Origin of the sequence: Falsirhodobacter algicola, from assembly GCF_018279165.1 — a bacterium.
GTDB classification, from domain to species: Bacteria; Pseudomonadota; Alphaproteobacteria; order Rhodobacterales; family Rhodobacteraceae; genus Falsirhodobacter; species Falsirhodobacter algicola.
In genome coordinates, this window is record NZ_CP047289.1 from 886,825 (window position 1) to 910,813 (window position 23,989).

Below are 23,989 nucleotides of genomic sequence, written 5' to 3' on the forward strand. Positions count from 1 at the left end.
CAGACAAGAAAGCCGCCCCTCGGGGCGGCTTTTCCTTTGGATCACTCGGCGGGGTGGCGGTGCTTGCGTTCGGCCGCGCTGCGTTCCATCTGCCGGTCGAAGCGCCGGGACATCAGATGCGCCGCATAGACCCCGCACCCGCCCAAGGCGAGCGCGACAAAGGGGAATCCGTAGTTGAGAAAAGCCGTCATATCGAAGCCTCCTTCCTCAGATACCTAAGAACATAGAGCGCTAGGACATGAAAAACCAGCCCCACCGCAACCCAGAGAAAGAGTGACAGCCCCGTGACCGTCACCCCCTCCGCCAGCGGGCGCAGCACACCGACCGCGATCAGGCCGATGCCGACGGCGTTCAGGAACGCCGCCATCAGCTTCATCCGCTCGTTATGACACGCGAGCGGATCGCGCTGCATCAGAGGCCGAGCTTCTTCAGCACGATCTCGTTGACCACCTGCGGTGCGGCCTTCCCGCCCGAGGCCTTGATGACCTGACCGACGAACCAGCCCGCCAGCTTGGGGTTGGCCTTGGCCTTTTCCACCTGCGCGGGGTTGGCGGCGATGATCTCGTCCACCGCCGTTTCGATCGCGCCGGTATCGGTGACCTGCTTCATGCCGCGCGCGGCCGCGATCTCGGCCGGGTCGCCACCTTCGGTCCAGACGATCTCGAACAGATCCTTGGCCATCTTGCCCGAGATCTCCCCCGCAGCCATCAGATCGAGGATGCCGCCCAATTGCGCGGCGGATACGGGGCTGGCATCGATGCTCATCCCTTCCTTGTTCAGGCGGCCGAACAACTCGTTGATGACCCAGTTCGCCGCCTGTTTGCCGTCCCGGCCCGCAGCCACATCCTCGAAGAATGCGGCGGCATCGAGTTCGGCCGTCAGCACGTTGGCGTCGTAATCGGTCAGCCCGAAATCACCCATGAAGCGGGCCTTCTTGGCATCCGGCAGTTCGGGCATGGAGGCCGCGATGTCGTCCACCCAAGCCTGCTCGATTTCCAGCGGCAGAAGGTCGGGATCGGGGAAGTAGCGGTAATCGTGCGCCTCTTCCTTCGACCGCATGGACCGCGTCTCGTTGCGGTCGGGGTCATACAGGCGGGTTTCCTGCACGATCGTGCCCCCATCCTCCAGAATGGCGATCTGGCGGCGCGCCTCGTAGTCGATGGCCGCCTGAATGAACCGCATGGAGTTCATGTTCTTGATCTCGCACCGCGTGCCGAGATGGCTGAAATCCTGCGTTTCCTGATATTTCTCGTACTGACCCGGACGGCAGACCGAGACGTTCACATCCGCCCGCAGGTTGCCGTTCTGCATGTTGCCATCGCAAGTTCCGAGATAGCGCAGGATTTGACGCAGCTTCAGCACATAGGCCGCCGCCTCTTCGGGGCCGCGGATGTCGGGACGACTGACGATCTCCATCAGGGCGACGCCGGTGCGGTTGAAATCGACGAAGCTCAGCGCCGGGTCCATGTCGTGGATCGACTTGCCGGCATCCTGCTCGAGGTGGATGCGCTCGATCCGCACGCGGCGCGCAATGCCCGGCGCCATGTCCACGATCACCTCGCCCTCGCCCACGATGGGGTGATAGAGCTGGCTGATCTGGTAGCCCTGCGGCAGGTCCGGGTAGAAATAGTTCTTGCGGTCGAAGGCCGAACGCAGGTTGATCTCGGCCTTCAGGCCAAGGCCGGTGCGCACCGCCTGCTCCACGCAGAATTCGTTGATGACGGGCAGCATGCCCGGCATGGCGCAGTCCACGAAGGACACATGGCTGTTCGGTTCCGCCCCGAATCCGGTGGAGGCCCCCGAGAACAGCTTCGCCTCGGACGAGACCTGCGCATGGATCTCCATGCCGATCACCAGTTCCCAATCGTCGCGCGCGCCGGCAATCACCTTGGGTTTCGGCGTCTCGTAGGTCAGGTCAAGCATTGGTCATCCTCTTGCACAGGGCCGGTTTTAAGCCTTCGGTCCCGGCGCGGCAACCCTGTGCGCACATGCACAATCGGCAAGATACTGCCCATATATGCGCGTTTAGGTTGCAGGATGGGAACCCGTCCGGCACAACACGCGGGCCGCCCGCGAGGGGCGGTGCCACCGTGTTTGACCCATGACGATCAGAACGCTCCTTCTCGGCGCCGTGCTTGCAATGCCCATCGCGGGTTGTGCAACCACCGACAGCTCGGCCACGCAGGCCACGGCCCTTCCCGCGATGCGGTGGGACTTCCGTCCCGAAGGGGCGACGTGGACGCGGCAGACCCTTGCGGCTGTCAGCCAGACGGAGACGGATCTGACGCAGATCGTTCCCGACGATATCGACACATGGTGCCCCGGCTACCGCAGCGCCTCGGCCGATGAACGCCGGGCGTTCTGGACGGCGATGCTGTCGGCGCTGGCCAAGCACGAAAGCACATGGAACCCGGCGGCGGCGGGTGGCGGCGGCAAATGGATCGGCCTCGTGCAGATCGCGCCCCGCACCGCGCAGGCTTATGATTGCGACGCGACCACCACCGCCGCGCTCAAGAACGGCGCGGCCAATCTGGCCTGTGCGGTGAACATCGCCGCGACGCAGGTCGCACGCGACAACATGGTGGCCGGTCCGCAGGGGCGGCGCGGCATGGGGCGCGATTGGGCGCCGTTCCGGTCATCCTCCAAACGCGCCGAGATGGCATCTTGGACACGCTCGCAGAACTACTGCGCGCTCTAAGACGAAGGCGGCGCATCGCGCCGCCCTTTTCCTATCTTCGCTATGATGCTTAGGGGCTCGTCAGACGGGGCGATTTCTGCATGCCCGGCAGGCGCGTCATCTGCACGAGGCTGACCGCAGGGGCATGTTCGCCGCCCAGCGCCAGCGTTTCGGCGCGCAGCATCTCGATCCCCTCTTCCGACCGGGCCGAGATGCGGTCGGCGGCAATCGGATGCCCCACCGTCACGCGATAGGGCTGACGGTGCTTGTTCAGCACCTCGTGGAACAGGGTGATGTCCCGCAGCGTCGGGTGGATCAGGTCGAACAGATAGAACAACGTCGAGTTGCGGGCGCGGATGTTCAGCGGAATCACCGGCACATCGAACTTGCGCGCGATCATCGCCGCCGAGGCCATCCACGGCCGCTCCATCAGCTTCAGCCCGGTGCGTTTGGCCAGCCGCCCCGAGGGGAAGATGACCCCGACCCGCCCGGCTTCCATCGCCTTGCGGGTGTAATCCATGGTGTCGCGCGTCTTTTGCAGCGACCGCTTCTCCAGCCGCCATTCGACGGGACAGATCAGATCGATCATCTGCGGCATGACGCGCAGGATGTCGCTGTTGGCATAGAAGAACAGATCTGGGCGCAGCGGCGACAGCAGATGATGCAGGATCACCCCATCGGCGATGCCGGTGGGGTGGTTCGCCACGATCATCGCCGGGCCGTTCCGCGGAATGTTCTCCAGCCCCGATATCTGGACATCGCGGGCGATCAGCTTGGCCAGCCGCCCCATCATTTCGGGCGTGGGAAGATCCCGGTACTCCGCACCCAGCGTCAGCGTGCGCTCATAGCCGAGCACGCGCGTCAGCGCGGCATAGGCCAGCCGGTGATGAGGGCGCCCTGAAAACAGCCAAGGCGCGCGCTCGGCGATCAACGGGTCGATGCGTTCTTTCATGGTCCTTCACCTACACGGCGGCGTGACCATGATGTGGATCGAACGGGCGGGAAAGGCAAGGCCAGTGACGCATGGGCGGTCTATTTCCGCCGCCCGGCCATGCGGCCCGCCATCTCCGACAGATCGCGCGAAAGGCCCGGCGCGTTCAGGATACGCTCCAGCTCCGCCGCCATCATGGCCTGCCGGTCGGCATCGTAGCGGGACATGGAATCGAAGGCCTGCGACATGCGCGCCGCAGTCTGCGGGTTCGCCGCATCGAGGCGGATCAGCCAGTCGGCCAACAGGCGATAGCCGCTGCCATCGATCCTGTGGAAGCCCGCGTGATTGGCCGAAAGCGCCCCGAACACCGCCCGGAAACGGTTCGGGTTCTTCCAATCGAACAGCGGATGTTCCACCAGCGCCGCCGTCACCGCCGGCGCATCCCCCGCGTGCAGGATCTGCAGGGTGAACCATTTGTCCATCACGATCCGGTCGTGCTGCCAGCGATCGCCGAAGGCCCGAAGCGCCGCCACGCCCGCGCCGGCATCCAGAAGCGCCGACAGCGCGCCGACCTCTTCGGTCATGTTATCGGCCGCATCGAAGACGCGCTGCGCCTCGGCGCCGCCATCCAGCCGCGACAGAAGGCCCAGCGCCTGCATGCGAAGCGCGCGCGCCCCTGCCTGCCCCGCATCCGGCGACCATGGCCCCGGCACCGGCGCCACGAGATCCCCAAGCCCATCCCGCAGCCGTTCGGCCAGCGCATCGCCCATGGCGCGCCGTGCCGCGTGAATGCGGTCCGGGTCCGGGGTCACGCCCGCCTCGTGCAGGGTGCGGGCGATGTCGTCCTCGGCCGGAAGCCGCAGGGTCAGCGCCCGGAAGGCGGGATCGAGCCCCCCATCCAGCACTACCTCCGCCAACGCATCGAGCCACAGCGCGGACGGCGCATCGCCCCGCACCACCATCTGCGACAGCACTTCCTTGGCCAGCGAACGGCCCGCATCCCAGCGGTTGAACGGGTCCGTGTCATGGGCCAAGAGGAACGCCCGCTCTTCGGCCGAAGACGGCTTCTCCAGCAGCACCGGCGCCGAGAAGCCGCGCAGCACCGACGCCACCGGGCGCGCCGCAAGCCCGTCGAAACGGAAGCTCTGCCGCGCCTCGGTCAGTTCCAGAACCTCGGTCGGGCGAACTTCCTGCCCGCTCGGATCCAGCAGGCCGACCGCGACGGGAATGACCTTGGCCCCATCCTGCGAGAGGGTCAGCGTGAAGGTTCCCCCCTCCCACGATTCCTCGGCGGTCACGCGCGGGGTGCCCGCCTCGGTGTACCAACGGGCGAACTGGGTCAGATCGCGGCCCGTCGCATCCTCGAACACGCGCAGCCAATCCTCGATGGTGCAGGCCTGCCCATCATGGCGTTCGAAATAGAGATCCAGCGCCCGCCCATAGGCCTCATCCCCGACGAGGCGCTTCAGCATGCCGATCACCTCCGCCCCCTTCTCGTAGACGGTGGCGGTGTAGAAGTTGTTGATCTCCTCATAGGCGTCCGGGCGCACCGGATGGGCGAGCGGCCCGGCATCCTCGCGGAACTGGCGGGCGCGCAGGGTCAGCACATCCTCGATCCGCTTCACCGCCGCGCTGCGCATATCCGCCGAGAATTGCTGATCGCGGAACACGGTCAGCCCTTCCTTCAGGCACAGCTGGAACCAGTCGCGGCACGTGATCCGGTTGCCCGTCCAGTTGTGGAAATACTCATGCGCGATGATCGCCTCGATCCGGGCGAAATCCTCGTCCGTGGCGGTCTGCGGCAAAGCAAGGACGTATTTGGAGTTGAAGATGTTGAGGCCCTTGTTCTCCATCGCGCCCATGTTGAAATCATCCACGGCGACGATGTTGAACACCGACAGATCATAGGCCCGGCCATAGACCTCCTCGTCCCAGCGCATGCTGCGCTTCAGGCTGTCCATGGCATAGGCGCAGCGATCCTCGTCCCCCGGACGAACCCAGATGTTCAGCGCGACATCCCGGCCCTCCATCGTGGTGAAGCGGTCCGAATGGGCCACGAGATCGCCCGCGACCAGCGCGAAGAGATAGGACGGCTTCGGCCACGGATCGTCCCATTCGGCCCAGCCCGGACCTTGGGCCGACGGATTGCCGTTCGACAGCAGCACCGGCATCTCGCTTTCGATGCGGACATGGAACGGGGCCATCACATCGGGGCGGTCGGGATAGAAGGTGATCTTGCGAAAGCCCTCGGCCTCGCACTGGGTGCAGTACATGCCGCCGGACATATAAAGCCCCTCCAGCGCGGTGTTCCCCGCGGGCGCGATCTCCACCTCCGTCTCCAGGACGAAGGCGCGGTCTGGTACGGTCAGGCTCAGCCCGGTCGCATCGGGTTCAGCCGAAACCGCCGCGCCGTCGATCCGCAGCGCCAGAAGCCGAAGCCCCTCCCCGTCCAGCCGCAGCGCGGTGCCGCCTGCGCCAAAGCGGATGCGGGTCGTCACCCGCGTCGCCTCGGGCGCAAGGCGGAACGTCATGGCCACATGCTCCACCGAGTGGGAGAAGGGCGTGTAATCGGCAAGACGGACGGTTTCGGACATGAGCGGCTCCTTTGCCGCGACCCTACGCGTTCGCGCATCCGGCGCAAGTCGATCCCTGCGCGGCCACCGCCTTGATTCCCGCATCGCGCCGCCCTCTAATGCACGCCGGATTTGGAGGACAGCATGACACGAACCGATCGCCACGGACTGCAGGTGGACGCACGCCTCGCCGCCTTCATCGAGGGCCGCGCCCTGCCCGGCCTGCCGGTGACGCCCGACGCTTTCTGGCAGGGGCTGTCGGATGCGCTGCACGGCCTGTCGGCCGAGAATGCCGACCTGCTGGCGAAACGCGACGCCCTTCAGGCGCGGATCGACGCATGGCACCGCGATGGCCGCGGCGGCGATTACGCCGCTTTTTTGAAAGAGATCGGATATCTGGCCGATGAAGGCCCGAGCTTTGCGATCCAGACGCAGGATGTTGATGACGAGATCGCGGTTCAGCCCGGCCCGCAGCTCGTCGTGCCGGTGATGAACGCGCGCTATGCGCTGAACGCGGCCAATGCGCGCTGGGGTTCGCTCTACGATGCGCTCTATGGCACGGATGCGCTGGGTTCGACCCCGCCCGCCGGCGGGTTCGATGCCGCGCGCGGCGCCGAGGTCGTGGCATGGGGCCGCGCCTTCCTCGATCGCGCCGCACCGCTGGCCGAAGGGTCGTGGGCCGATGTGGCCGAGATGCGCATCATCGACGGGCAGTTGCAGCTGCACCTGATCGACGGCACGCCCCGCCACGGCCATGACGCCGGTCTGCGCGATCCGGGCCAATGCGTCGGCTGGTCGGGCGCGGCCGATGATCCTTCGGCCATCGTCCTGCGCAACAACCATCTGCACATCCTCATCGACATCGACGGCGCCCACCCCATCGGCAGCACCGACCGGGCGCTCATCGCCGACATCCGGCTGGAATCGGCGCTATCGGCCATCATGGATTGCGAGGATTCGGTCGCCGCCGTCGATGCCGAGGACAAGGTTCTGGCCTATGAGAACTGGCTGGGCCTGATGACGGGCGATCTGGAGGAGTCGTTCGAAAAGAACGGCCGCCGCGTCACGCGCCGCCTGAACCCCGATCTGACCTTCACCGCTCCGGCCGGGGCGGAGCTGGTGCTCAAGGGCCGCGCCCTGATGCTGGTGCGCAATGTGGGCCATCTGATGACCACGCCCGCCATCCTCGACCGTGCGGGGCACGAGGTGCCAGAGGGTATCCTCGATGCTTTCGTGACGACGCTTTGCGCGATGCATGACCGCCCGCGGCGTGCCAATTCGCGCACCGGCGCGATCTATGTCGTGAAACCCAAGATGCACGGCCCCGAAGAGGTCGCCTTTGCGGACCGCCTGTTCGACGCCGTGGAACGGGCGCTGGGCCTACCGCAGCACACGGTGAAGCTCGGCATCATGGACGAAGAGCGGCGCACCTCGGTCAACCTTGCCGAATGCATCCGCGCCGCGCAGCACCGCGTGGCCTTCATCAACACAGGCTTCCTCGACCGGACGGGGGATGAGATCCACACCTCGATGGAAGCCGGGCCGATGGTCCGCAAGGGAGATATGAAGACCCAGCCGTGGATCACCTCCTACGAAAAGCGGAACGTGGAGATCGGTCTGGCCTGCGGGCTGAAGGGGCGCGCGCAGATCGGCAAGGGCATGTGGGCCGCGCCCGATCGCATGGCCGAGATGCTGGAGGCCAAGATCGCCCATCCCATGGCCGGGGCAAGCTGCGCATGGGTCCCCTCGCCCACGGCGGCGACGCTGCACGCGACGCACTACCATCAGGTCGACGTCCATGCCCGTCAGGAAGAGATCGCCGCCGCCGGTCCGCAAGGCACGCTGGGTGATCTGCTGACCATCCCGCTTGCCAAGGACCCGTCATGGTCCGACGCCGAAATCCGCGACGAGGTGGAGAACAATGCCCAAGGCATCCTTGGCTATGTCGTGCGCTGGATCGATCAGGGGGTGGGCTGCTCCAAGGTGCCGGACATCCACGATGTCGGCCTGATGGAGGATCGGGCGACGTGCCGCATCTCTTCGCAGGCGCTGGCGAACTGGCTGCATCACGGCATCATCGACGAGGCCACGGTCATGGCCGCGCTGCAAAAGATGGCCGCCGTGGTGGACCGCCAGAATGCGGGCGATCCGGCCTATCGCCCCATGGCGCCCGGATTCGACGGCCCGGCCTTTGCCGCGGCCTGCGATCTGGTGCTGCGCGGACGCGAGCAGCCCTCCGGCTATACCGAGCCGGTGCTGCACGCCCGCCGCCTTCAGGCCAAGGCTCAGGCAGCGTCGACCGCCAGCGCGTGAATGCGCGTCATGATCGGGCCCAGCGCCTGATGGATCGCGCGGTGACGCGCGATCCGGCCCATCCCGGCCAGAGCCGGCGCGCGGATCACCACGCGGAAATGGCTCTCCCCCCCTTCGCGGAAGCCGGAATGCCCGCGATGCATCTCGCTCTCATCCTCCACCTCCAAGACTGTGGGCGTGAATGCGGCGGTCAACCGCTCGTGGATCTCGTCGACTGTACGCATCGTGATGGGGACCCCCTTCTCCTCGGCGCTCAGATGTTTAAACTCCGGCGTCCGACTCGGAAAGGCCCTGACCATGACCAAATCCCCCTTCGACTTCGATATTCGCGTCTCGACGGACAAGAAGCGCCGGAAGACAGGGCGGCGGGGCATGTCCGGGGCGCAGGAAACCTCCACGCGCGAATGTCAGGCACCGGGCTGCACCGAGCAGGGGCTCTATCGCGCGCCCCGCTCTCCCGATCACCTTGATGAATTCGTGTGGTTCTGCAAGGAGCATGTCCGGGAATACAACCTGAAGTGGAACTTCTTCCAAGGCAAGACCGAGGAGGATTTCCAGGAATTCCTCGACAAGGACCGCGTCTGGGGCCGTCAGACGAAGCGCGCCGACGAGGGGCATGTCTGGTCCCGCCTTGGCGTGAACGACCCGATGGAGATCTTGGGCGAAAAGGCCACGCAGAACCCCGGCCGCCCCACCGCGGCCACCGCCACGCGCAAACTGCCCCCGACCGAGCGCAAGGCGCTGGAGATCCTCGATGCGCGCGACACATGGACCCGGATCGAGATCCGCAAGCAGTACAAGAGCCTCGTGAAGGATCTGCATCCCGACATGAACGGCGGCAACCGCGCCGACGAGGAGCGCCTTCAGGAAGTCGTCTGGGCGTGGGATCAGATCAAGGACAGCCGCTATTTCCGCGACTGAGGGCGGCGGCATGCGCCTCCGGCTCGTGCAGACGTGACATGATGTGCGCCCGAAGGCGGGAGGGTTTCGCGCCTTCCGGCCTTGCACCGCGCATATGAATGTTACATCAAACACCGAGCCATCAGAGGAACGAGATATGCTGGACATGCCCGCGAAACCCACCGAGGAAATCTCTGTCCGTGAGGTTTTCGGGATCGACACCGACATGAAGGTGAAGGCGTTCGCCGAGCGCAGCGACCGCGTCCCCGAGGAAGACCCGACCTACAAGTTCGACCCGGACACGACGCTCGCGATCCTTGCGGGCTTTGCCTACAACCGCCGCGTGATGATCCAAGGCTATCACGGCACGGGGAAATCCACCCATATCGAACAGGTCGCCAGCCGCCTGAACTGGCCGTCGGTGCGGGTGAACCTCGACAGCCACGTCTCGCGGATCGACCTGATCGGCAAGGATGCCATCAAGCTGGTGGACGGCAAGCAGGTCACGGCCTTTCAGGAGGGGATCCTGCCTTGGGCCCTGCGCAACCCCTGCGCGATCGTCTTCGACGAATACGACGCCGGCCGCGCGGATGTGATGTTCGTCATCCAGCGCGTGCTGGAAGCGAACGGCAAGCTGACGCTGCTGGACCAGAACGAGGTCATCACCCCCCACCCGTCCTTCCGCCTGTTCGCCACGTCCAACACGGTCGGCCTTGGGGATACGACGGGCCTCTATCACGGCACGCAGCAGATCAACCAAGGCCAGATGGACCGCTGGAGCCTCGTTGCGACGCTGAACTACCTGCGCCACGACGCCGAGGTGAACATCGTCCTGTCCAAGGCGCCCCATTACAACAACGAAAAAGGGCGCAAGCAGATCAGCCAGATGGTGACCACCGCCGATATGACGCGGACCGCCTTCATGAATGGCGATCTGTCCACGGTGATGTCGCCGCGCACGGTGATCGCATGGGCGCAGAACGCCGAAATCTTCCGCGACATCGGCTATGCCTTCCGCCTGACCTTCCTGAACAAGTGCGATGAGCTGGAACGCCAGACGGTGGCCGAGTTCTATCAGCGCTGCTTTGGCGAGGAACTGCCCGAAAGCGCCGCATCCACGGCGATGAGATAAGCCCGGGGAGGGCCGCATGAGCAAGCTGCCGGAAAATCCCGCCGATCCGTTCAAGAAAGCCCTGGCCGAGGCCACCAAGACGATGGCCCGCGACCGGGAACTGACGGTCAGTTATTCCGTCGATCCGCCGGGGCAGACGCGCGATGGGATGCGCCTGCCGCAGGTGACGCGGCGCATGACGCGCGACGAGGTGCTGCTGGCGCGCGGCACGGCGGATGCCTTCGCCCTGCGCCACCGCTATCACGATGAGGGCGTGGCGAGCCGTTACGCCCCCTCCGGCCCCCTCGCGCGCGACATCTTCGACGCGATGGAGACCGCGCGCTGCGAGGCGATGGGCGCGCGCGACATGCCCGGCACCGCGACCAATATCGACGCCAAGATCGCGCATGAGGCCGACCGCAAGGGATACGGCCAGATCAAGCGGGCGGAAGATGCGCCGCTGGCGCTCGCCGCGGGCTATCTGGTGCGGCATATGGCGACGGGGCGCGATCTGCCCGCCGCGGCCGCGAATGTGATGAACCTCTGGCGCGACCGCATGACGCTGGGCGATCTGGAGGGGACGCTGGACGATCAGGCCGCCTTTGCGCGGATGGCCCGGCAGGTGATCTCCGATCTCGGCTATGGTGATCAGCTTGGCGAAGACCCGGACGCCGACGATGCCACCGACGACGCCGCCGATGAGGCGGAGCTGGACGACGATCAGCCCGACAGCAACGCCGATCAGGAAGGCGCCGACGACGAACCCGACGCCTCGCCCGAGCAGAGCCAAGAGCAGCAGCAGGACGCGGCGCAGGCGCAGGTCTCGATGGACGAGTCCGACCCGCAGCAGGAGGGCGAGGAAGCCGAGGCCCCCGAAGGCGAAGCCCCGAACGAGCCCCCGCCCCCGCCGGTCCATTCCGACGCCGATCCGAACTATGCCGCCTTCACCACCCGTTTCGACGAGGAGATCCGCGCCGAGGATCTGGCCGAACCGGCAGAGTTGGAGCGTCTGCGCGCCTATCTCGACCAGCAACTGGAGCCGCTGAAGGGCGCCGTCAGCCGTCTGGCGAACAAGCTGCAACGCCGGCTTCAGGCCCAGCAGTCCCGCGCGTGGGAGTTCGATCTGGAGGAAGGCATCCTCGATGCGGGCCGTCTTGCCCGCGTGGTCGCCAACCCGACGACGCCGCTGTCCTTCAAGATCGAGCATGACACCGAGTTCCGGGATACCTGCGTGACGTTGCTCTTGGACAATTCCGGCTCCATGCGCGGGCGGCCCATCTCCATCGCGGCGATCTGCGCCGACGTTCTGGCCCGCACGCTCGAACGTTGTCAGGTCAAGGTGGAGATCCTCGGCTTCACCACCCGGGCCTGGAAGGGCGGCCAATCGCGCGAATCCTGGCTGGCAGAGGGGCGCAAGCCGCAGCCCGGTCGCCTGAACGATCTGCGTCATATCATCTACAAGGGGGGCGACACGCCGTGGCGGCGCGCACGCCCGAACCTTGGCCTGATGATGAAAGAGGGCCTTCTGAAGGAAAACATCGACGGCGAGGCGCTGGAATGGGCGCATCGCCGCCTGACCGCCCGCGCCGAGACGCGGAAGATCCTGATGGTCATCTCCGACGGGGCGCCGGTGGATGACAGCACCCTGTCGGTGAACCCGGCAAACTATCTCGAAAAGCACCTGCGCGATGTGATCGCCATGGTGGAGCGCCGCCGCGCCTGCGAGTTGATCGCGATCGGCATCGGCCATGACGTGACGCGGTATTACGAACGCGCTGTCACGATCACCGATGTCGAACAGCTGGCCGGGGCGATGACCGAACAGCTTGCCTCGCTGTTCGATTCCGATCCGCGCAAACGCGCCCGCGTCCTCGGTATGAAGAAAGTTGGATGATGCTGCAGACCTTTACCTCCACCGCCCGTCCCGAACAGGGCCCGCCGCGCCTTGCCGCCCTGCGCGCGCAGATGCGCCATATGGGCCTTGCCGGCTACATCGTGCCCCGTTCGGACGTGCATCAGGGTGAATATGTCGCGGCGCGGGACGAACGTCTGTCGTGGCTGACGGGGTTCACCGGCTCGGCCGGGTTCTGCATCGTGCTGCAAGACAAGGCGGGCGTGTTCATCGACGGCCGCTACCGCACGCAGGTGAAGAACCAAGTCGCGGCAGAATTCACGCCCGTGCCGTGGCCCGATGTGAAGCCCGGCCCGTGGATCCTCGAGCATACGCATGGCGAGATCGGCTTCGATCCGTGGCTGCACACGCAGGACGAAATCTCGCAGCTGCGCGATGCGGGCGTCACCCTGCGCGCGGTGGAAAACCTCGTCGATATGATCTGGGACGATCAGCCTGCCCCGCCCAAGGGCCGGGCCTTCCTGCATCCCGACGCCTTGGCGGGCCAGACCTCGGCCGAAAAGCGGCAGATGGTGGCCAAGGGGCTGAAGGGCAAAGCCGTCATCCTGACCCTGCCCGACAGCATCTGCTGGCTGCTGAACGTTCGCGGTTCGGACATTCCGCGCGTGCCGCTGCTGCATGCCTTCGCCATCCTGCACGACGATGCGCGGCTGGATCTGTTCGCCGATCCCGCGAAGATCCCAGAGGATGTGCTCGACCATCTCGGCCCGCAGGTTTCGCTGCATCCGAACACGGTATTTGCCGATATGCTCCGCCGCCTGCGCGGCCCGGTGCAGCTCGATCCCGCCAGCGCCCCGGTCGCCTTGCGCCTCGCGCTCGAAGAGGAAGGGACCAAGATCCTCGGCATCGAGGATCCGTGCCGCCTGCCCAAGGCCTGCAAGACCCCGGCCGAGATCGAGGGCATGCGTCAGGCGCATCTGCGCGACGGCGCGGCGGTGGTGGAGTTCCTTGCATGGCTCGACGCCCGCGCCCCCGAAGGGCAGTTGACCGAAATCGCCGTGGTGAAGGCGCTGGAAGCGTTCCGCCGGGCCGATGACTCGCTGCACGATCTGAGCTTCGACACGATCTGCGGCGCCGGTCCGAACGGCGCGATGATGCATTACCGCGTGACCGAAGACACCGACCGCCCCGTGCGCATGGACGAACTGCTGCTGGTGGATTCGGGCGGGCAATATCCCGACGGCACCACCGACATCACCCGCACCATGGCCGTCGGCGATCCGGGAGAGCTGGCGCGCGAGTGCTACACCCGCGTGTTGCAGGGGCTGATCAACTTGTCGCGGGTGCGCTGGCCCAAGGGCCTTGCCGGGCGCGACCTCGATCCCATTGCGCGGTTCCCCCTCTGGGTGGATGGGCGCGATTTCAACCACGGCACCGGCCACGGCGTGGGCGCGTTCCTGTCGGTCCACGAAGGGCCGCAGCGGATCAATTCCATCTCCACCGTGCCGCTGGAACCGGGGATGATCCTGTCGAACGAGCCGGGCTATTACCGCGAAGGGGAGTTCGGGATCCGGCTGGAGAACCTGATCGTGGTCGAACCCGCGCCGCAGGGCCCGGACGATCGCGAACAGCTGCGCTTCGAGACGATCACCTTCGCCCCCTTCGACCGCCGCCTGATCGACGTGACGCGCCTGTCGCAGGACGAACGCGATTGGCTGAACGCCTATCACGCCCAAGTGGCCGAAAAGCTGTCGGATCGCCTGTCGGCCCCGGCGCTGGAATGGCTGCGCCTCGCGACTGCACCGCTTTAGGGGTGACAGGGGGTGCATCGCCTGTATGATGCACCCCAAGCAAGCAATGGAGATGGCGATGGCCGATGATATCCGTGTCCGCAAGGTGACCGGTCGCTGGGTCGTGCGCAGCGATGGCGCCGTTCTTGCCGAAACTTCCGCCGCGCTGGAACTGGAGGAAGGCAGCCACGCTCCGGTGATCTTCTTCCCGCGTCAGGACGTTGCGATGGCCTTCCTCGATGCCGAGGGGACGGAGACGCGCAGTCTGGGCAAGGCGACGCGGTTCGCGCTCGTCGATGCTTCGGCGACCACGCGCGATGTCGCGTGGAGCGTCGATGCCCCGCCCGGCCCGGCCGCCCGTCTGGCCGGGCATATCGCCTTCGACGCCGAAAAGGTAACGGTGGAGCGGCTCTAGCCCGCTGCCGCCGCCACCTCGCGGATGCGCGTGATCATCGCGCGCACCCCGTTCGAACGCTGCGCCGACAGGTGCCGATCAAGGCCCAGACGGCCGAGTTCCGCCGCCGCGTCCACCTTCCCCACCTCTGCCACCGGCAGCCCGGAATAAAGCGCGTGCAGCACCGCGATCAGGCCGCGCACGATCATGGCATCGCTGTCGCCTTCGAAGTCGAAATGACCGGCCTCGATCCGCGGGTGAATCCACACCTGACTGGCGCATCCCTCGACCTTGGTCGCCGGGGCCTTCAGCGCGTCGGGCATCGGCGGCATGGCCTTTCCAAGCTCGATGACGTGGCGGTAGCGTTCCTCCCAGTCCTCGAGGAAGTCGAAGGTTTCGGCAATGTCTTCGAAGGCCTGCGTCGCCATGTCCAATCTCCATCCGGTGCGAGCCAGAGGTATGCGCTCGACCGGCGAAGGTCCAGTGCGGCTTCCCAAAGGGCCCCCGATAAGCTAGCACTTCGGGCATCTGACGGAGGAGGACGCGATGACCCGTTGCCTGTTTGCCATCCTGATCGCCAGCACGGCGCTTGTCGGCTGCTCGCGGCTGAACCCGGCCACATGGTCCGGCGGCAGCAGCGCCCCGGCGCCCGTGGACACCCCCGCCCCCAAGGTCGATGAGCGTCCGCTGATCGCGCAGGTGACGGAACTGGAGGTCGATCGCACCGGTGGCGGCGCGATCATCCGGGCGACGGGCCTCGCGCCGACCCAAGGGTGGTACGACGCCGCGCTCGTCCCGGTCGAGACCACGGACGGCACGCTTCGCTTCGCGTTCCGCGCCGCCCCCCCGGCGTCGGAGCAGCCCGTCGGGCCCGCCGCCACGCGGGAAATCGTGGTCGCCACCGCCGTGGATGCGGCCACGCTGTCCCGCGCGGGCCGCATCACGGTGCAAGGCGCGACGAACGCCCTCAGCCGGTAAGGGCGACGACACGCACCGCGTTGCCCTTGGCCGACAGGGCGATCTCGCCCCGGCACAGGCGCAGCGCGTCGTTCCCGAACGCCTCCAGCCGCCAGCCCTTCAGCGCGGGCATGTCGCGCTCGCCCGCCGCTAGCGCATCGAGCTCGGCCGAAGAGGCGATCAGCTTGGCCGCAACGCCCAAGTCTTCGGACTTGGCCTTCAGCAGCACGCGCAGCAGATCGGCCAAGGCCGGGTTCACCTGAAGCTGCTCCTTCGAGGAATCGGGCTTCGGCATCGCCTCGGGCTTCATCTCCTGCCCGGCCTTCACGGCCGCAAGGATACCGTCCGCAATCTCGCCACGCCGCGCCTCGCGCAGCAGAAGGCGCGAGCGCCCCAGATCCTCGACCGAGGCCGGTTTGGTGGAGGCCAGTTCCAACAGCGCATCGTCCTTCATCACCCGCGACCGGGGAACGTTGTGCGACTGCGCATAGGCCTCGCGGAACCGCGCAAGCTCCTTCACCACGGCAAGGAAGCGGGCCGAGGTGGTCCGCGTCTTGATCCGCTGCCACGCATCGTCGGGATGCACGGTATAGGTGGCCGGATCGCTCAGGATCGCCAGTTCCTCGGCGACCCAGCGTTCACGACCCGATTTCGCGATCTGCGCCGAGAGCGATTCGTAGATCACCCGCAGATGCGTCACATCCGCCAGTGCATAGGTCTTTTGCGCCTCCGACAGCGGGCGGCGCGACCAGTCGGTGAACCGCGAGGTCTTGTCGAGGTTCTCCCGCGCGATCTTGCGCACCAGCGTCTCGTAGCCGACCTGCTCGCCGAAGCCGCAGACCATCGCCGCCACCTGCGTGTCGAACAGGGGTTTGGGGATCACGCCGCCTTCGACGAAGAAGATCTCCAGATCCTGACGCGCGGCGTGGAACACCTTCACCGTCCGCTCCCAACGAAACAGATCGTAGAGCGGAGCAAGCTCCAGATCGTCGCTTGCGATGGGGTCGATCAGCACGGCCTCCCCATCGCCCGGAAGGGCCATCTGAATCAGGCAGAGCTTGGACCAGTACGTCCGCTCTCGCAGGAATTCAGTATCGAGGGTGACATAGGGTTCGGCCTTGGCGGCTTCGCAGAATGCGGCCAACTCGGCGGTGGTGGTGATCGTACGCATGGAATGTCCTTCGCCGGTTCGTCCGGCTGATTTCGTCATACCGCCCTCCGGCCCCGAGGAAAAGCGCCTTAGGCCAGCCGCAGAAGCTGCGCCCGCGCGCGGGGAATCCGCTCCAGTTCCACCCCCGTGAAGACGTGCATCGTGTCCATGTGATTGTCCAGAACCGCATGATCGGACACCCACCCCCCCATCAGAAGGTAGGAACGCAGCAGCGGCGGCATCCGGCGCAGCGCGTTCTGCATGTCGATGCTGTGATCCTGAAGCAGCGCGGCATAGGGAAACACCTGCGCCGCCTTCACGCCCGGCCGCCACGATACGGGCGCCTGATGCGCCTGCCGCAACAGCGCGAAGGCATCCTGATAGGGGTCCGGCTGCGTACCTTGGAACGAAGAGCAGCCAAAGACCAGCCGCGCCCCCCATGCGGTGATATAGCCCGCAAGCGCCCGCCACGCCGCCCGCACGATCGTCGCCTGATGGCGTTCGGGATGCAGGCAGAAGCGCCCCACCTCGATCATCGGGCCGTCGAAGCGGCGCAGCGCGCTCAGATCGTAATGCTGCGCGGCATAGCTCTGCTCCACCTCCTCGGGCATGAGGCGCAGAAAGCGGTAGCACGCCACGAGGTCGCCCCCCTCCTCCACCAGCACATGGGTGCAGACGGGATCGAAGGCGTCCCGGTCGGGGGCCGTCAGCCCGAAGGCCTGCGTCCGAAGCGCCTGCGCCCGGGCCATATCCCCGGCGCTGACGGCCTCCCGCACGCTGTAGCGTCCCACGCTCATCGACGGCTCCCTAGCGAAATTGCGCTGCTCCCCCTACATATCGACCGTGGACAGGACGCGGGCAAGCCGTTCGCTGTCCTGCGGAAAGAGGAGACCGCCATGGTTGAAAAAGTCATCAAATCCGATGCCGACTGGCGCGAACAACTGACAGACGAGCAGTTCCGCGTCACACGGCAGCACGGGACCGAGCGCCCCGGAAGCCATGAGGATCTGCCCCGCGATCCCGGCACCTTCACCTGCATCTGCTGCGGTGCCCCCCTGTTCGAGCAGGACACCAAGTTCGAGAGCCATTGCGGCTGGCCGGCCTTCTATGCGCCCGCCGACAAGGATATGGTGGGGATGAGCCGCGACAATTCCCTTGGGATGCAGCGGATCGAAGTGCACTGCAACCGCTGCGACGCCCATCTGGGGCATGTCTTCCCGGACGGCCCGCAGCCGACGGGGCTGCGGTACTGCATCAACGGGGTCGCGCTGGCGTTCCAGCCGAAGGATTAATCGACCACATCCTCGGCGCGCAGGCGGCCGACCGAACCGAACAGCTGGCGCAGGAAGCTGCTGCCGTCCACGCCCGAGGTCGTCACACGGCGCGACAGCGGGACGACGCGGCCCTGCTCCAGCCCGAACCGCTCGACGTTCGACACACGGTTCTGCGCATCGAAGCTGACGGCGACGACCTCGCGGTCGATCTCGCGGCGCAAGATGCCGAAGGTGCGGAAGCGGCTCTGGACATAGAACCACGCCCGATCGCTGACGAGGCCGGTCGCGGCGGGACGCCCGATCCGTTCCACCACCGTGTCGCGATTGTCGCCGATCTGAACCTGCGCAAGGTCCTGTTCCATGGGAACATAGCCGTGATTGCGATAGATCGGGCCGCAGGAGACGACGGATCCGAGGGCCAGTACGACGACCGCGCTTCGCAGCGCCATCGTCATCTTTCGTCCTGAGCGAGCCATGCGAACCCCTTGCCTTGCGGGCCAAGGGCCCATATCGAGCCTTGGCTTAACAGAAGGGCGCGCCCCTGTTCAAGAAAGGAAGCGCACGGATGACAGATCAACCGCTTAGCCAGACCTATCGCGTCGCCAGTTTGCCGACGCGCAAACCCCAACGTTTCACGCTGACCCCGACCAAGGCGCAGCGCGCCGCCCTTGCGGCCGATCTCGGGATCACGCAGGTCCACGAGATGTCCTTCGCCGGAGAGATCCGGGCCGAAGGGCGTTCCGATTTCGTGCTGACGGGCAAGCTGACCGCCGTGGTCGAGCAACCCTGCGTCGTCTCGCTGGAGCCGGTGATCACGCCGATCGCCGCCGATGCGCGCCGCCGCTACAGCGCGAACTACGTCGAACCGGAGGCCGATGAGGTCGAAACCCCGGACGACGACGCTCTGGAACCCCTGCCCGCCGAGATCGACATCGCCATCGTCGCGGTGGAGGAACTGGCCCTGAACCTTCCGGCCTATCCGCGCCGGGATGGGGCGCAACTGGGCGAGGCGGTGTTCACCGCTCCGGGCGAGGCACCGCTGAAAGATAACGATCTTCGGCCCTTTGCCGGTCTTCAAGCCTTGAAAGACAAGCTGAACGGTGGCAATTAGGGCCACGATGAAAGGGGCTTGCGTAGCGGGAAAATGCCGCTATGTTCCGCGCCTCATTGAACATGCGGATCGGGCTCCGACGGATCGGGGAATTACCGCATCCGAGGTAAATCACGGGGGCACGTTCCCTCAATCAAACTGAGGTCGAGATAATGGCTGTCCCGCAGAACCGCGTTACGAAATCCCGCCGCAACATGCGCCGCTCGCATGATGCTCTGGTCGCCGGCAACCCGGCAGAATGCCCGAACTGCGGCGAACTGAAGCGCCCGCACCACGTTTGCGGCGCTTGCGGCCACTACGACTCGCGTGAAGTCGTTGCGACCGCGACCGAGGTCGATTTGGACGACGACGCGGCGTAATCCGCCGGGTCCCGCAGTCCATGTCGTCCGCACCGAAACTCCAGACGGCTGGCGATACGACCAGAATCGTCATTTCGGTCGACGCCATGGGCGGGGACCGTGGGCCGGCCGCTGTCGTGGCCGGTCTGGTGGCTTCGGCCAGCAAGAACGCGGAAATCGCGTTCATTCTTCACGGTGACGAAGACGAACTCGGTCCGCTGGTCTCGCGTCAGGCCAGTCTGGCCGGTCGGTGCGAGGTTCGCCACGCCCCCCGCATCGTCACGATGAACGACAAGCCCAGCCAAGTGATGCGCAACGGCCAAGGCACGTCGATGTGGTCCACCATCGAATCGGTGAAGAATGGCGAGGCGGCCGTGGCCGTGTCGTGCGGCAATACCGGCGCGTTGATGGCCGTGTCGATGCTGCGCTTGCGCAAGCTGCCCGGCATCAACCGTCCGGCGATCGCGGGGCTTTGGCCGTCGCGCAATCCGGCGGGCTTCAACGTCATCCTCGATATCGGGGCGGACGTTCGGGCCGATGCCGAAGATCTTTTGCAATACGGCATCATGGGCGTGTCCTATGCCCGCAACGGCATGAACATCGCCCGCCCCCGCGTCGGTCTGCTGAATGTCGGCACCGAAGAGCATAAGGGCCGCGCGGGCATGAAGGATGCTTTCGACCTGATGGCCGCGCATGCCGAATCGGGGCAATACGAATTCGTCGGTTTCGTCGAGGGCGGCGATATTCCGAGCGATCGGTGCGATGTGATCGTCACCGACGGCTTCACCGGCAACGTCGCCATCAAGACGGGCGAAGGCACGGCCAAGATCATCGCCGATTTCCTGCGCGATGCGTTTCAGGCGACCTTCCTGTCGAAGATGGCCGCCCTGCTGGCCCTCGCCTCGCTGAAACGGCTGCAAAAGCGCATCGACCCGCGCCGCGTGAACGGCGGCGTGTTCCTTGGGCTGAACGGCACCGTGGTGAAATCCCATGGCTCGGCCGATGCGACGGGTGTCTCTTCGGCGATCAAGCTGGCCTTCCAGCTGGCGAAAACAGGATTCAACGATCGACTGGCCGCCCGCGTTGCCAACGCCGCGGCAGGACGCCAGACGATGGATATGACCAAGGACGGGACATCGGGATGACAATACGCGCCGCGGTCAAAGGCATCGGGCATTACCTGCCCGAACGCGTGATGGAGAACGAAGAGTTCACCAAGAGGATCGACACCTCGGACGAGTGGATTCGCACGCGCACGGGCATCGAACGCCGGCATATCGTGGCCGAAGGGCAGACGACCGCCGATATTGGTGCGCGCGCGGCGCGGGCTGCGCTGGCCGATGCGGGCATGACGATCGACGACATCGACGCGATCATCGTCGCCACCTCCACCCCCGATTTCACCTTCCCCTCGGCCGCGACGATGATGCAGGCCGAACTCGGGATGCAGCGCGGGTTCGCCTTCGATGTGCAAGCCGTTTGCGCGGGCTTCGTCTACGCGCTCACCAATGCCGACGGGCTGATCCGGACGGGTCAGGCCAACCGCGTGCTCGTGATCGGGGCGGAGACGTTCTCGCGGCTGATGGACTGGGACGACCGGTCGACCTCGGTCCTGTTCGGTGATGGTGCGGGCGCGGTGGTTCTGGCCGCCGAAGACGGCGATCGCGGGATCCTGGGCGCCGATCTGAACAGCGACGGGCGTTACCGCGATCTTCTCTATGCCGATGGCGGCACCTCCACCGGCAGCATCGGCGTTCTGCGCATGCAGGGGCGCGAAGTGTTCCGCCATGCGGTCGAAAAGCTCGCAACCACGGCCCATACCGCCTTGGGGCGTGCGGGCCTTACCGCGGCCGATGTCGATTGGATCGTGCCGCATCAGGCCAACCTGCGCATCATCAGCGCCACGGCCGCCAAGATGGGCCTGCCGATGGAGAAGGTCGTCGTGACCGTTCAGGACCACGGCAATACCTCGGCTGCGTCCATCCCGCTGGCTTTGTCGGTCGGCAAACAGCGCGGGCAGATCAAGCCGGGGGATGTCGTGGTGACCGAAGCCATCGGCGGTGGTCTTGCATGGGGCGCAGTCGTTATCCGTCTGTAAGGCGGTCAGTTGACTTGTGGGGGGTTCCGCCCCATCCTTTCGCAAACAGGAAGGGTTCCGGACATGTGCGCGAAAACGCTGACGAGAATGGATCTTAGCGAGGCTGTCTATCGCGAGGTGGGCCTGTCGCGCAATGAATCGTCCCAGCTTGTCGAAAGCGTCCTTCAGCACGTCTCCGACGCCCTCGCCTCGGGGGAATCGGTGAAGATCTCCAGCTTCGGGACCTTCTCGATCCGCGACAAGTCCGCGCGCGTGGGCCGCAACCCGAAAACGGGCGACGAGGTGCCCATCAGCCCCCGGCGCGTGTTGACCTTCCGCCCGTCGCACCTGATGAAGGACCGCGTCCTAGCGGGCACGAAAAAGTAAGACGAGGTTTTGATGGAGAAATCGGCCGAGGCGTTTCGCACCATCAGCGAAGTGGCCGACATCCTCCAGACACCGGCCCATGTGCTGCGTTTCTGGGAGAGCCGGTTCCCGCAGATCAAACCCGTCAAGCGCGCCGGTGGACGGCGCTATTACCGCCCCTCGGACATCGCCCTTCTGTCCGGCATCCGTCATCTGCTGCACGAACAGGGGATGACGATCCGAGGGGTTCAGAAAATCCTGCGCGAGCAGGGTGTACGTCACGTCACGGAGATCAGCAGCGTGGAGGAAGCCGGCTTTGTCGAGGTGGAGGTCGAGGATGTCCCTCAGACCGCCGAGGTTCACGCATTTCCGCAGAAGGCGGATCGCGCCCCCGCCGCCGAGATCGATCCCCGGTTGGTCGGATGGGAATTCACCCCCTCCGAAGATGGCGACGATTTCTTTGCCCAGAGCGCCGAGACCCCGCTTCTGGGTGACGAGGCGCCGCCTTCGCCCCTCAGCACCTCCGACACGCTGCTGGCGCGTGAGCGCGCCGAGCGGCTTCGCGAACAGGATCCTCCCATGCCCGACACCCTGCCCGCCCGTGCGCCGCTGATCCTGCGGCTGCTGGCGCTGGACCCGGACCGTGCGCGGCTGGCCGATGTGGCCCCGGTCCATGCACGCCTGAACGCGCTTCGGGCGCGCCTTCAGGACGAAGATCGTTAATTTGCAGCAGCATACGTTTTCCGGCTTGTGCCTGCCGTAAATCTGGGTATGTATCCGCCCTGTGTCGGGCCGTGGCGCAGCCTGGTTAGCGCGTCCGTCTGGGGGGCGGAAGGCCGCGAGTTCGAATCTCGCCGGCCCGACCACGACAGAAAGCCGTCCGTTCCGCGGGCGGCTTTCGTCATTGAAAAGGGTGAGCAATGATCGGCGTCCTTCCCTCGCAGAGCCTCCGCTCCATGATCGACGCAGGTGCGATCACGGCGACCCCCGCGATTCTGCCTGAACAGGTACAGCCCGCCAGCCTCGATCTGCGTCTTGGCACCCACGCCTACCGCGTCCGGGCCAGCTTCCTTGCCGGTCATGGCCGCAGCGTCAGCGACCGCATCGCCGAGTTCGAGATGCACCGCATCGACCTGACCGACGGCGCGGTGCTGGAAAAGGGCTGCGTCTATGTGATTCCCCTGATGGAGCGGCTGCGCCTGCCCGATGGCGTCAGCGGCATCGCCAATGCCAAAAGCTCCACCGGGCGGCTGGATCTGTTGACGCGCACCATCACCGATGGCGGGGTGGAGTTCGACCGCATCGCCCCCGGCTATGACGGACCGCTTTTCGCCGAGGTCTGCCCCCGCAGCTTTTCGGTCCTCGTCCGGCCGGGGATGCGCCTGAACCAGCTGCGCCTCCGCTCGGGCCAAGCCGTGCTGACGGATGAGGAGTTGAGCCGCCTGAACGCCCAGACACCGCTGGTGGACGGGCCGGCGGTGATCTCGTCGGGCCTTGGGTTTTCGGTGGATCTCCGGCTCGATACGCGGGTGGGCTTTCGCGCCAAACCCCATGCGGGCGTGGTCGATCTGGCGCGCATCGGTCATTATCCCGCCGCCGATTTCTGGGAGGATATCCACGCCACCGATGGCCGCATCATCCTCGATCCCGGCGCATTCTACATTCTCGTCAGCCGCGAGGCGGTGACGATCCCCCCGGACCATGCCGCCGAAATGGCGCCCTATCTTGCCATGGTGGGGGAGTTTCGCGTGCATTACGCCGGTTTCTTCGATCCGGGTTTCGGCCACGGCACCGGGGCCGGCTCGCGCGGCGTGCTGGAAGTGCGCTGCCACGAGGCGCCCTTCGTGCTCGAACATGGTCAGATCGTCGGCCGGCTCGTCTATGAGCGCATGGCCGAAGTACCGGACCTTCTTTACGGTGCCGGCATCGCGTCGAACTATCAGGGCCAGGGGCTAAAACTGGCCAAGCATTTTCGTTAGCGCATACGCCGCGTGATGCGTGCGATCTTTTGGGCGCGCTTGGCCATGCCGCGGGCGCTCTGGGCCTGCGCGCGCTCTTCAGCGGTCATGGTGGCCGGGTCCTTGCCGCGCCGTGCGGCATAGTCGATGCCCTTGGTCATGACCTTCATCATGAACATGCGCATGATCATGCGCTGCATTCCGCTCCAGTTCATCG

General features: G+C 65.9%; 27 protein-coding genes and 1 tRNA gene. 17 read left to right on the forward strand and 11 right to left on the reverse strand.

Annotated elements, in window-relative coordinates:
• Positions 1-41: 41 nt before the first annotated feature.
• From GR316_RS04425 to gatB, 3 genes are read right to left on the reverse strand one after another with little or no spacing between them, the layout of a single operon-like run.
• On the reverse strand, positions 42-191 hold the full coding sequence (locus tag GR316_RS04425) for a hypothetical protein (protein ID WP_211784828.1): 150 nt from the start codon (positions 189-191) through the stop codon (positions 42-44).
• Positions 188-412, reverse strand: a complete 225-nt coding sequence (locus GR316_RS04430) for a hypothetical protein (protein ID WP_249218814.1) — start codon at positions 410-412, stop codon at positions 188-190. Before GR316_RS04430 ends, GR316_RS04425 begins: the two co-directional genes overlap by 4 nt.
• Positions 412-1,923, reverse strand: coding sequence for an Asp-tRNA(Asn)/Glu-tRNA(Gln) amidotransferase subunit GatB (gene gatB / locus GR316_RS04435; protein WP_211784829.1), 1,512 nt, complete (start codon positions 1,921-1,923; stop codon positions 412-414). Before gatB ends, GR316_RS04430 begins: the two co-directional genes overlap by 1 nt.
• A 178-nt stretch (positions 1,924-2,101) precedes the next feature.
• Here gatB and GR316_RS04440 point away from each other — a divergent pair, with 178 nt between their 5' ends.
• Positions 2,102-2,698 (forward strand): transglycosylase SLT domain-containing protein, encoded by a 597-nt coding sequence (locus GR316_RS04440; protein ID WP_211784830.1) that lies wholly within the window; start codon positions 2,102-2,104, stop codon positions 2,696-2,698.
• A 49-nt stretch (positions 2,699-2,747) separates the two neighbouring features.
• On the opposite strand, the gene GR316_RS04445 is transcribed toward GR316_RS04440, so the two are convergent.
• Positions 2,748-3,629: a lysophospholipid acyltransferase family protein gene (locus GR316_RS04445; RefSeq protein ID WP_211784831.1), complete on the reverse strand. Its 882-nt coding sequence runs from the start codon at positions 3,627-3,629 to the stop codon at positions 2,748-2,750.
• Between the two features lie 80 nt (positions 3,630-3,709).
• Positions 3,710-6,202 carry an aminopeptidase N gene (gene pepN / locus GR316_RS04450; protein ID WP_211784832.1) on the reverse strand — a complete coding sequence of 831 codons (2,493 nt, stop codon included), beginning with the start codon at positions 6,200-6,202 and terminating at the stop codon, positions 3,710-3,712.
• 123 nt (positions 6,203-6,325) lie between these two features.
• On the opposite strand from pepN, the gene GR316_RS04455 reads away from it, so the two are divergent.
• Positions 6,326-8,494: a malate synthase G gene (locus GR316_RS04455; RefSeq protein WP_211784833.1), complete on the forward strand. Its 2,169-nt coding sequence runs from the start codon at positions 6,326-6,328 to the stop codon at positions 8,492-8,494.
• Here the strand turns inward: GR316_RS04455 and GR316_RS04460 are convergent.
• The gene (locus tag GR316_RS04460; protein WP_211784834.1) at positions 8,467-8,718 is read right to left on the reverse strand and encodes a BolA family protein; all 252 of its coding nucleotides are present in this window, start codon (positions 8,716-8,718) and stop codon (positions 8,467-8,469) included. The genes GR316_RS04455 and GR316_RS04460 overlap by 28 nt on opposite strands.
• Before the next feature lie 73 nt (positions 8,719-8,791).
• Between GR316_RS04460 and GR316_RS04465 the strand changes: the two genes are divergently transcribed.
• From GR316_RS04465 to GR316_RS04485, 5 genes are all read left to right on the forward strand, one after another.
• Positions 8,792-9,415 carry a J domain-containing protein gene (locus tag GR316_RS04465; RefSeq protein ID WP_211784835.1) on the forward strand — a complete coding sequence of 208 codons (624 nt, stop codon included), beginning with the start codon at positions 8,792-8,794 and terminating at the stop codon, positions 9,413-9,415.
• 136 nt (positions 9,416-9,551) lie between these two features.
• Entirely contained in the window at positions 9,552-10,526 is a 975-nt protein-coding gene (gene cobS / locus GR316_RS04470; RefSeq protein ID WP_211784836.1) for a cobaltochelatase subunit CobS, read from the forward strand.
• Between the two features lie 16 nt (positions 10,527-10,542).
• The gene (gene cobT / locus GR316_RS04475) at positions 10,543-12,399 is read left to right on the forward strand and encodes a cobaltochelatase subunit CobT (protein WP_211784837.1); all 1,857 of its coding nucleotides are present in this window, start codon (positions 10,543-10,545) and stop codon (positions 12,397-12,399) included.
• Positions 12,399-14,168, forward strand: a complete 1,770-nt coding sequence (locus GR316_RS04480) for an aminopeptidase P family protein (protein ID WP_211785107.1) — start codon at positions 12,399-12,401, stop codon at positions 14,166-14,168. Before cobT ends, GR316_RS04480 begins: the two co-directional genes overlap by 1 nt.
• Positions 14,169-14,226: 58 nt before the next feature.
• Entirely contained in the window at positions 14,227-14,562 is a 336-nt protein-coding gene (locus tag GR316_RS04485; protein WP_211784838.1) for a DUF427 domain-containing protein, read from the forward strand.
• Here GR316_RS04485 and GR316_RS04490 read toward each other — a convergent pair.
• Positions 14,559-14,969 (reverse strand): SufE family protein, encoded by a 411-nt coding sequence (locus GR316_RS04490; RefSeq protein ID WP_211784839.1) that lies wholly within the window; start codon positions 14,967-14,969, stop codon positions 14,559-14,561. The two genes, GR316_RS04485 and GR316_RS04490, sit on opposite strands and share 4 nt — an antisense overlap.
• A gap of 118 nt (positions 14,970-15,087) precedes the next feature.
• Here GR316_RS04490 and GR316_RS04495 point away from each other — a divergent pair, with 118 nt between their 5' ends.
• The gene (locus GR316_RS04495) at positions 15,088-15,519 is read left to right on the forward strand and encodes a hypothetical protein (RefSeq protein WP_211784840.1); all 432 of its coding nucleotides are present in this window, start codon (positions 15,088-15,090) and stop codon (positions 15,517-15,519) included.
• On the opposite strand, the gene rnd is transcribed toward GR316_RS04495, so the two are convergent.
• Positions 15,509-16,669 carry a ribonuclease D gene (gene rnd / locus GR316_RS04500; protein WP_211784841.1) on the reverse strand — a complete coding sequence of 387 codons (1,161 nt, stop codon included), beginning with the start codon at positions 16,667-16,669 and terminating at the stop codon, positions 15,509-15,511. The genes GR316_RS04495 and rnd overlap by 11 nt on opposite strands.
• 68 nt (positions 16,670-16,737) lie before the next feature.
• Positions 16,738-17,445 (reverse strand): GNAT family N-acetyltransferase, encoded by a 708-nt coding sequence (locus tag GR316_RS04505; RefSeq protein ID WP_211784842.1) that lies wholly within the window; start codon positions 17,443-17,445, stop codon positions 16,738-16,740.
• Between the two features lie 99 nt (positions 17,446-17,544).
• Here GR316_RS04505 and msrB point away from each other — a divergent pair, with 99 nt between their 5' ends.
• Positions 17,545-17,940: a peptide-methionine (R)-S-oxide reductase MsrB gene (gene msrB, locus GR316_RS04510; RefSeq protein ID WP_211784843.1), complete on the forward strand. Its 396-nt coding sequence runs from the start codon at positions 17,545-17,547 to the stop codon at positions 17,938-17,940.
• Here msrB and GR316_RS04515 read toward each other — a convergent pair.
• Positions 17,937-18,371 (reverse strand): outer membrane protein assembly factor BamE, encoded by a 435-nt coding sequence (locus GR316_RS04515; RefSeq protein ID WP_313796886.1) that lies wholly within the window; start codon positions 18,369-18,371, stop codon positions 17,937-17,939. The two genes, msrB and GR316_RS04515, sit on opposite strands and share 4 nt — an antisense overlap.
• A 116-nt stretch (positions 18,372-18,487) precedes the next feature.
• Here GR316_RS04515 and GR316_RS04520 point away from each other — a divergent pair, with 116 nt between their 5' ends.
• The 8 genes from GR316_RS04520 to GR316_RS04555 all read left to right on the forward strand — a co-directional run bounded on the left by GR316_RS04520 (position 18,488) and on the right by GR316_RS04555 (position 23,793).
• A complete protein-coding gene (locus GR316_RS04520) occupies positions 18,488-19,033 on the forward strand; it encodes a YceD family protein (RefSeq protein WP_211784845.1) in 546 nt (181 codons plus the stop codon).
• Between the two features lie 152 nt (positions 19,034-19,185).
• Positions 19,186-19,392, forward strand: coding sequence for a 50S ribosomal protein L32 (rpmF, locus tag GR316_RS04525; protein ID WP_211784846.1), 207 nt, complete (start codon positions 19,186-19,188; stop codon positions 19,390-19,392).
• A 20-nt stretch (positions 19,393-19,412) separates the two neighbouring features.
• Complete coding sequence (gene plsX / locus GR316_RS04530; protein ID WP_211784847.1) at positions 19,413-20,516, forward strand: phosphate acyltransferase PlsX; 1,104 nt, start codon at positions 19,413-19,415, stop codon at positions 20,514-20,516.
• A complete protein-coding gene (locus GR316_RS04535) occupies positions 20,513-21,469 on the forward strand; it encodes a beta-ketoacyl-ACP synthase III (protein ID WP_211784848.1) in 957 nt (318 codons plus the stop codon). Before plsX ends, GR316_RS04535 begins: the two co-directional genes overlap by 4 nt.
• A gap of 63 nt (positions 21,470-21,532) precedes the next feature.
• Positions 21,533-21,835, forward strand: a complete 303-nt coding sequence (gene ihfA / locus GR316_RS04540; protein WP_211784849.1) for an integration host factor subunit alpha — start codon at positions 21,533-21,535, stop codon at positions 21,833-21,835.
• 12 nt (positions 21,836-21,847) lie between these two features.
• Positions 21,848-22,537, forward strand: a complete 690-nt coding sequence (locus tag GR316_RS04545) for a MerR family transcriptional regulator (protein ID WP_211784850.1) — start codon at positions 21,848-21,850, stop codon at positions 22,535-22,537.
• Positions 22,538-22,602: 65 nt separating this feature from the next.
• Positions 22,603-22,680, forward strand: a tRNA-Pro gene (locus GR316_RS04550).
• A gap of 54 nt (positions 22,681-22,734) precedes the next feature.
• The gene (locus GR316_RS04555; protein ID WP_211784851.1) at positions 22,735-23,793 is read left to right on the forward strand and encodes a 2'-deoxycytidine 5'-triphosphate deaminase; all 1,059 of its coding nucleotides are present in this window, start codon (positions 22,735-22,737) and stop codon (positions 23,791-23,793) included.
• Here GR316_RS04555 and GR316_RS04560 read toward each other — a convergent pair.
• Entirely contained in the window at positions 23,790-23,987 is a 198-nt protein-coding gene (locus GR316_RS04560) for a hypothetical protein (protein ID WP_249218816.1), read from the reverse strand. The genes GR316_RS04555 and GR316_RS04560 overlap by 4 nt on opposite strands.
• Between the last annotated feature and the right edge of the window lie 2 nt (positions 23,988-23,989).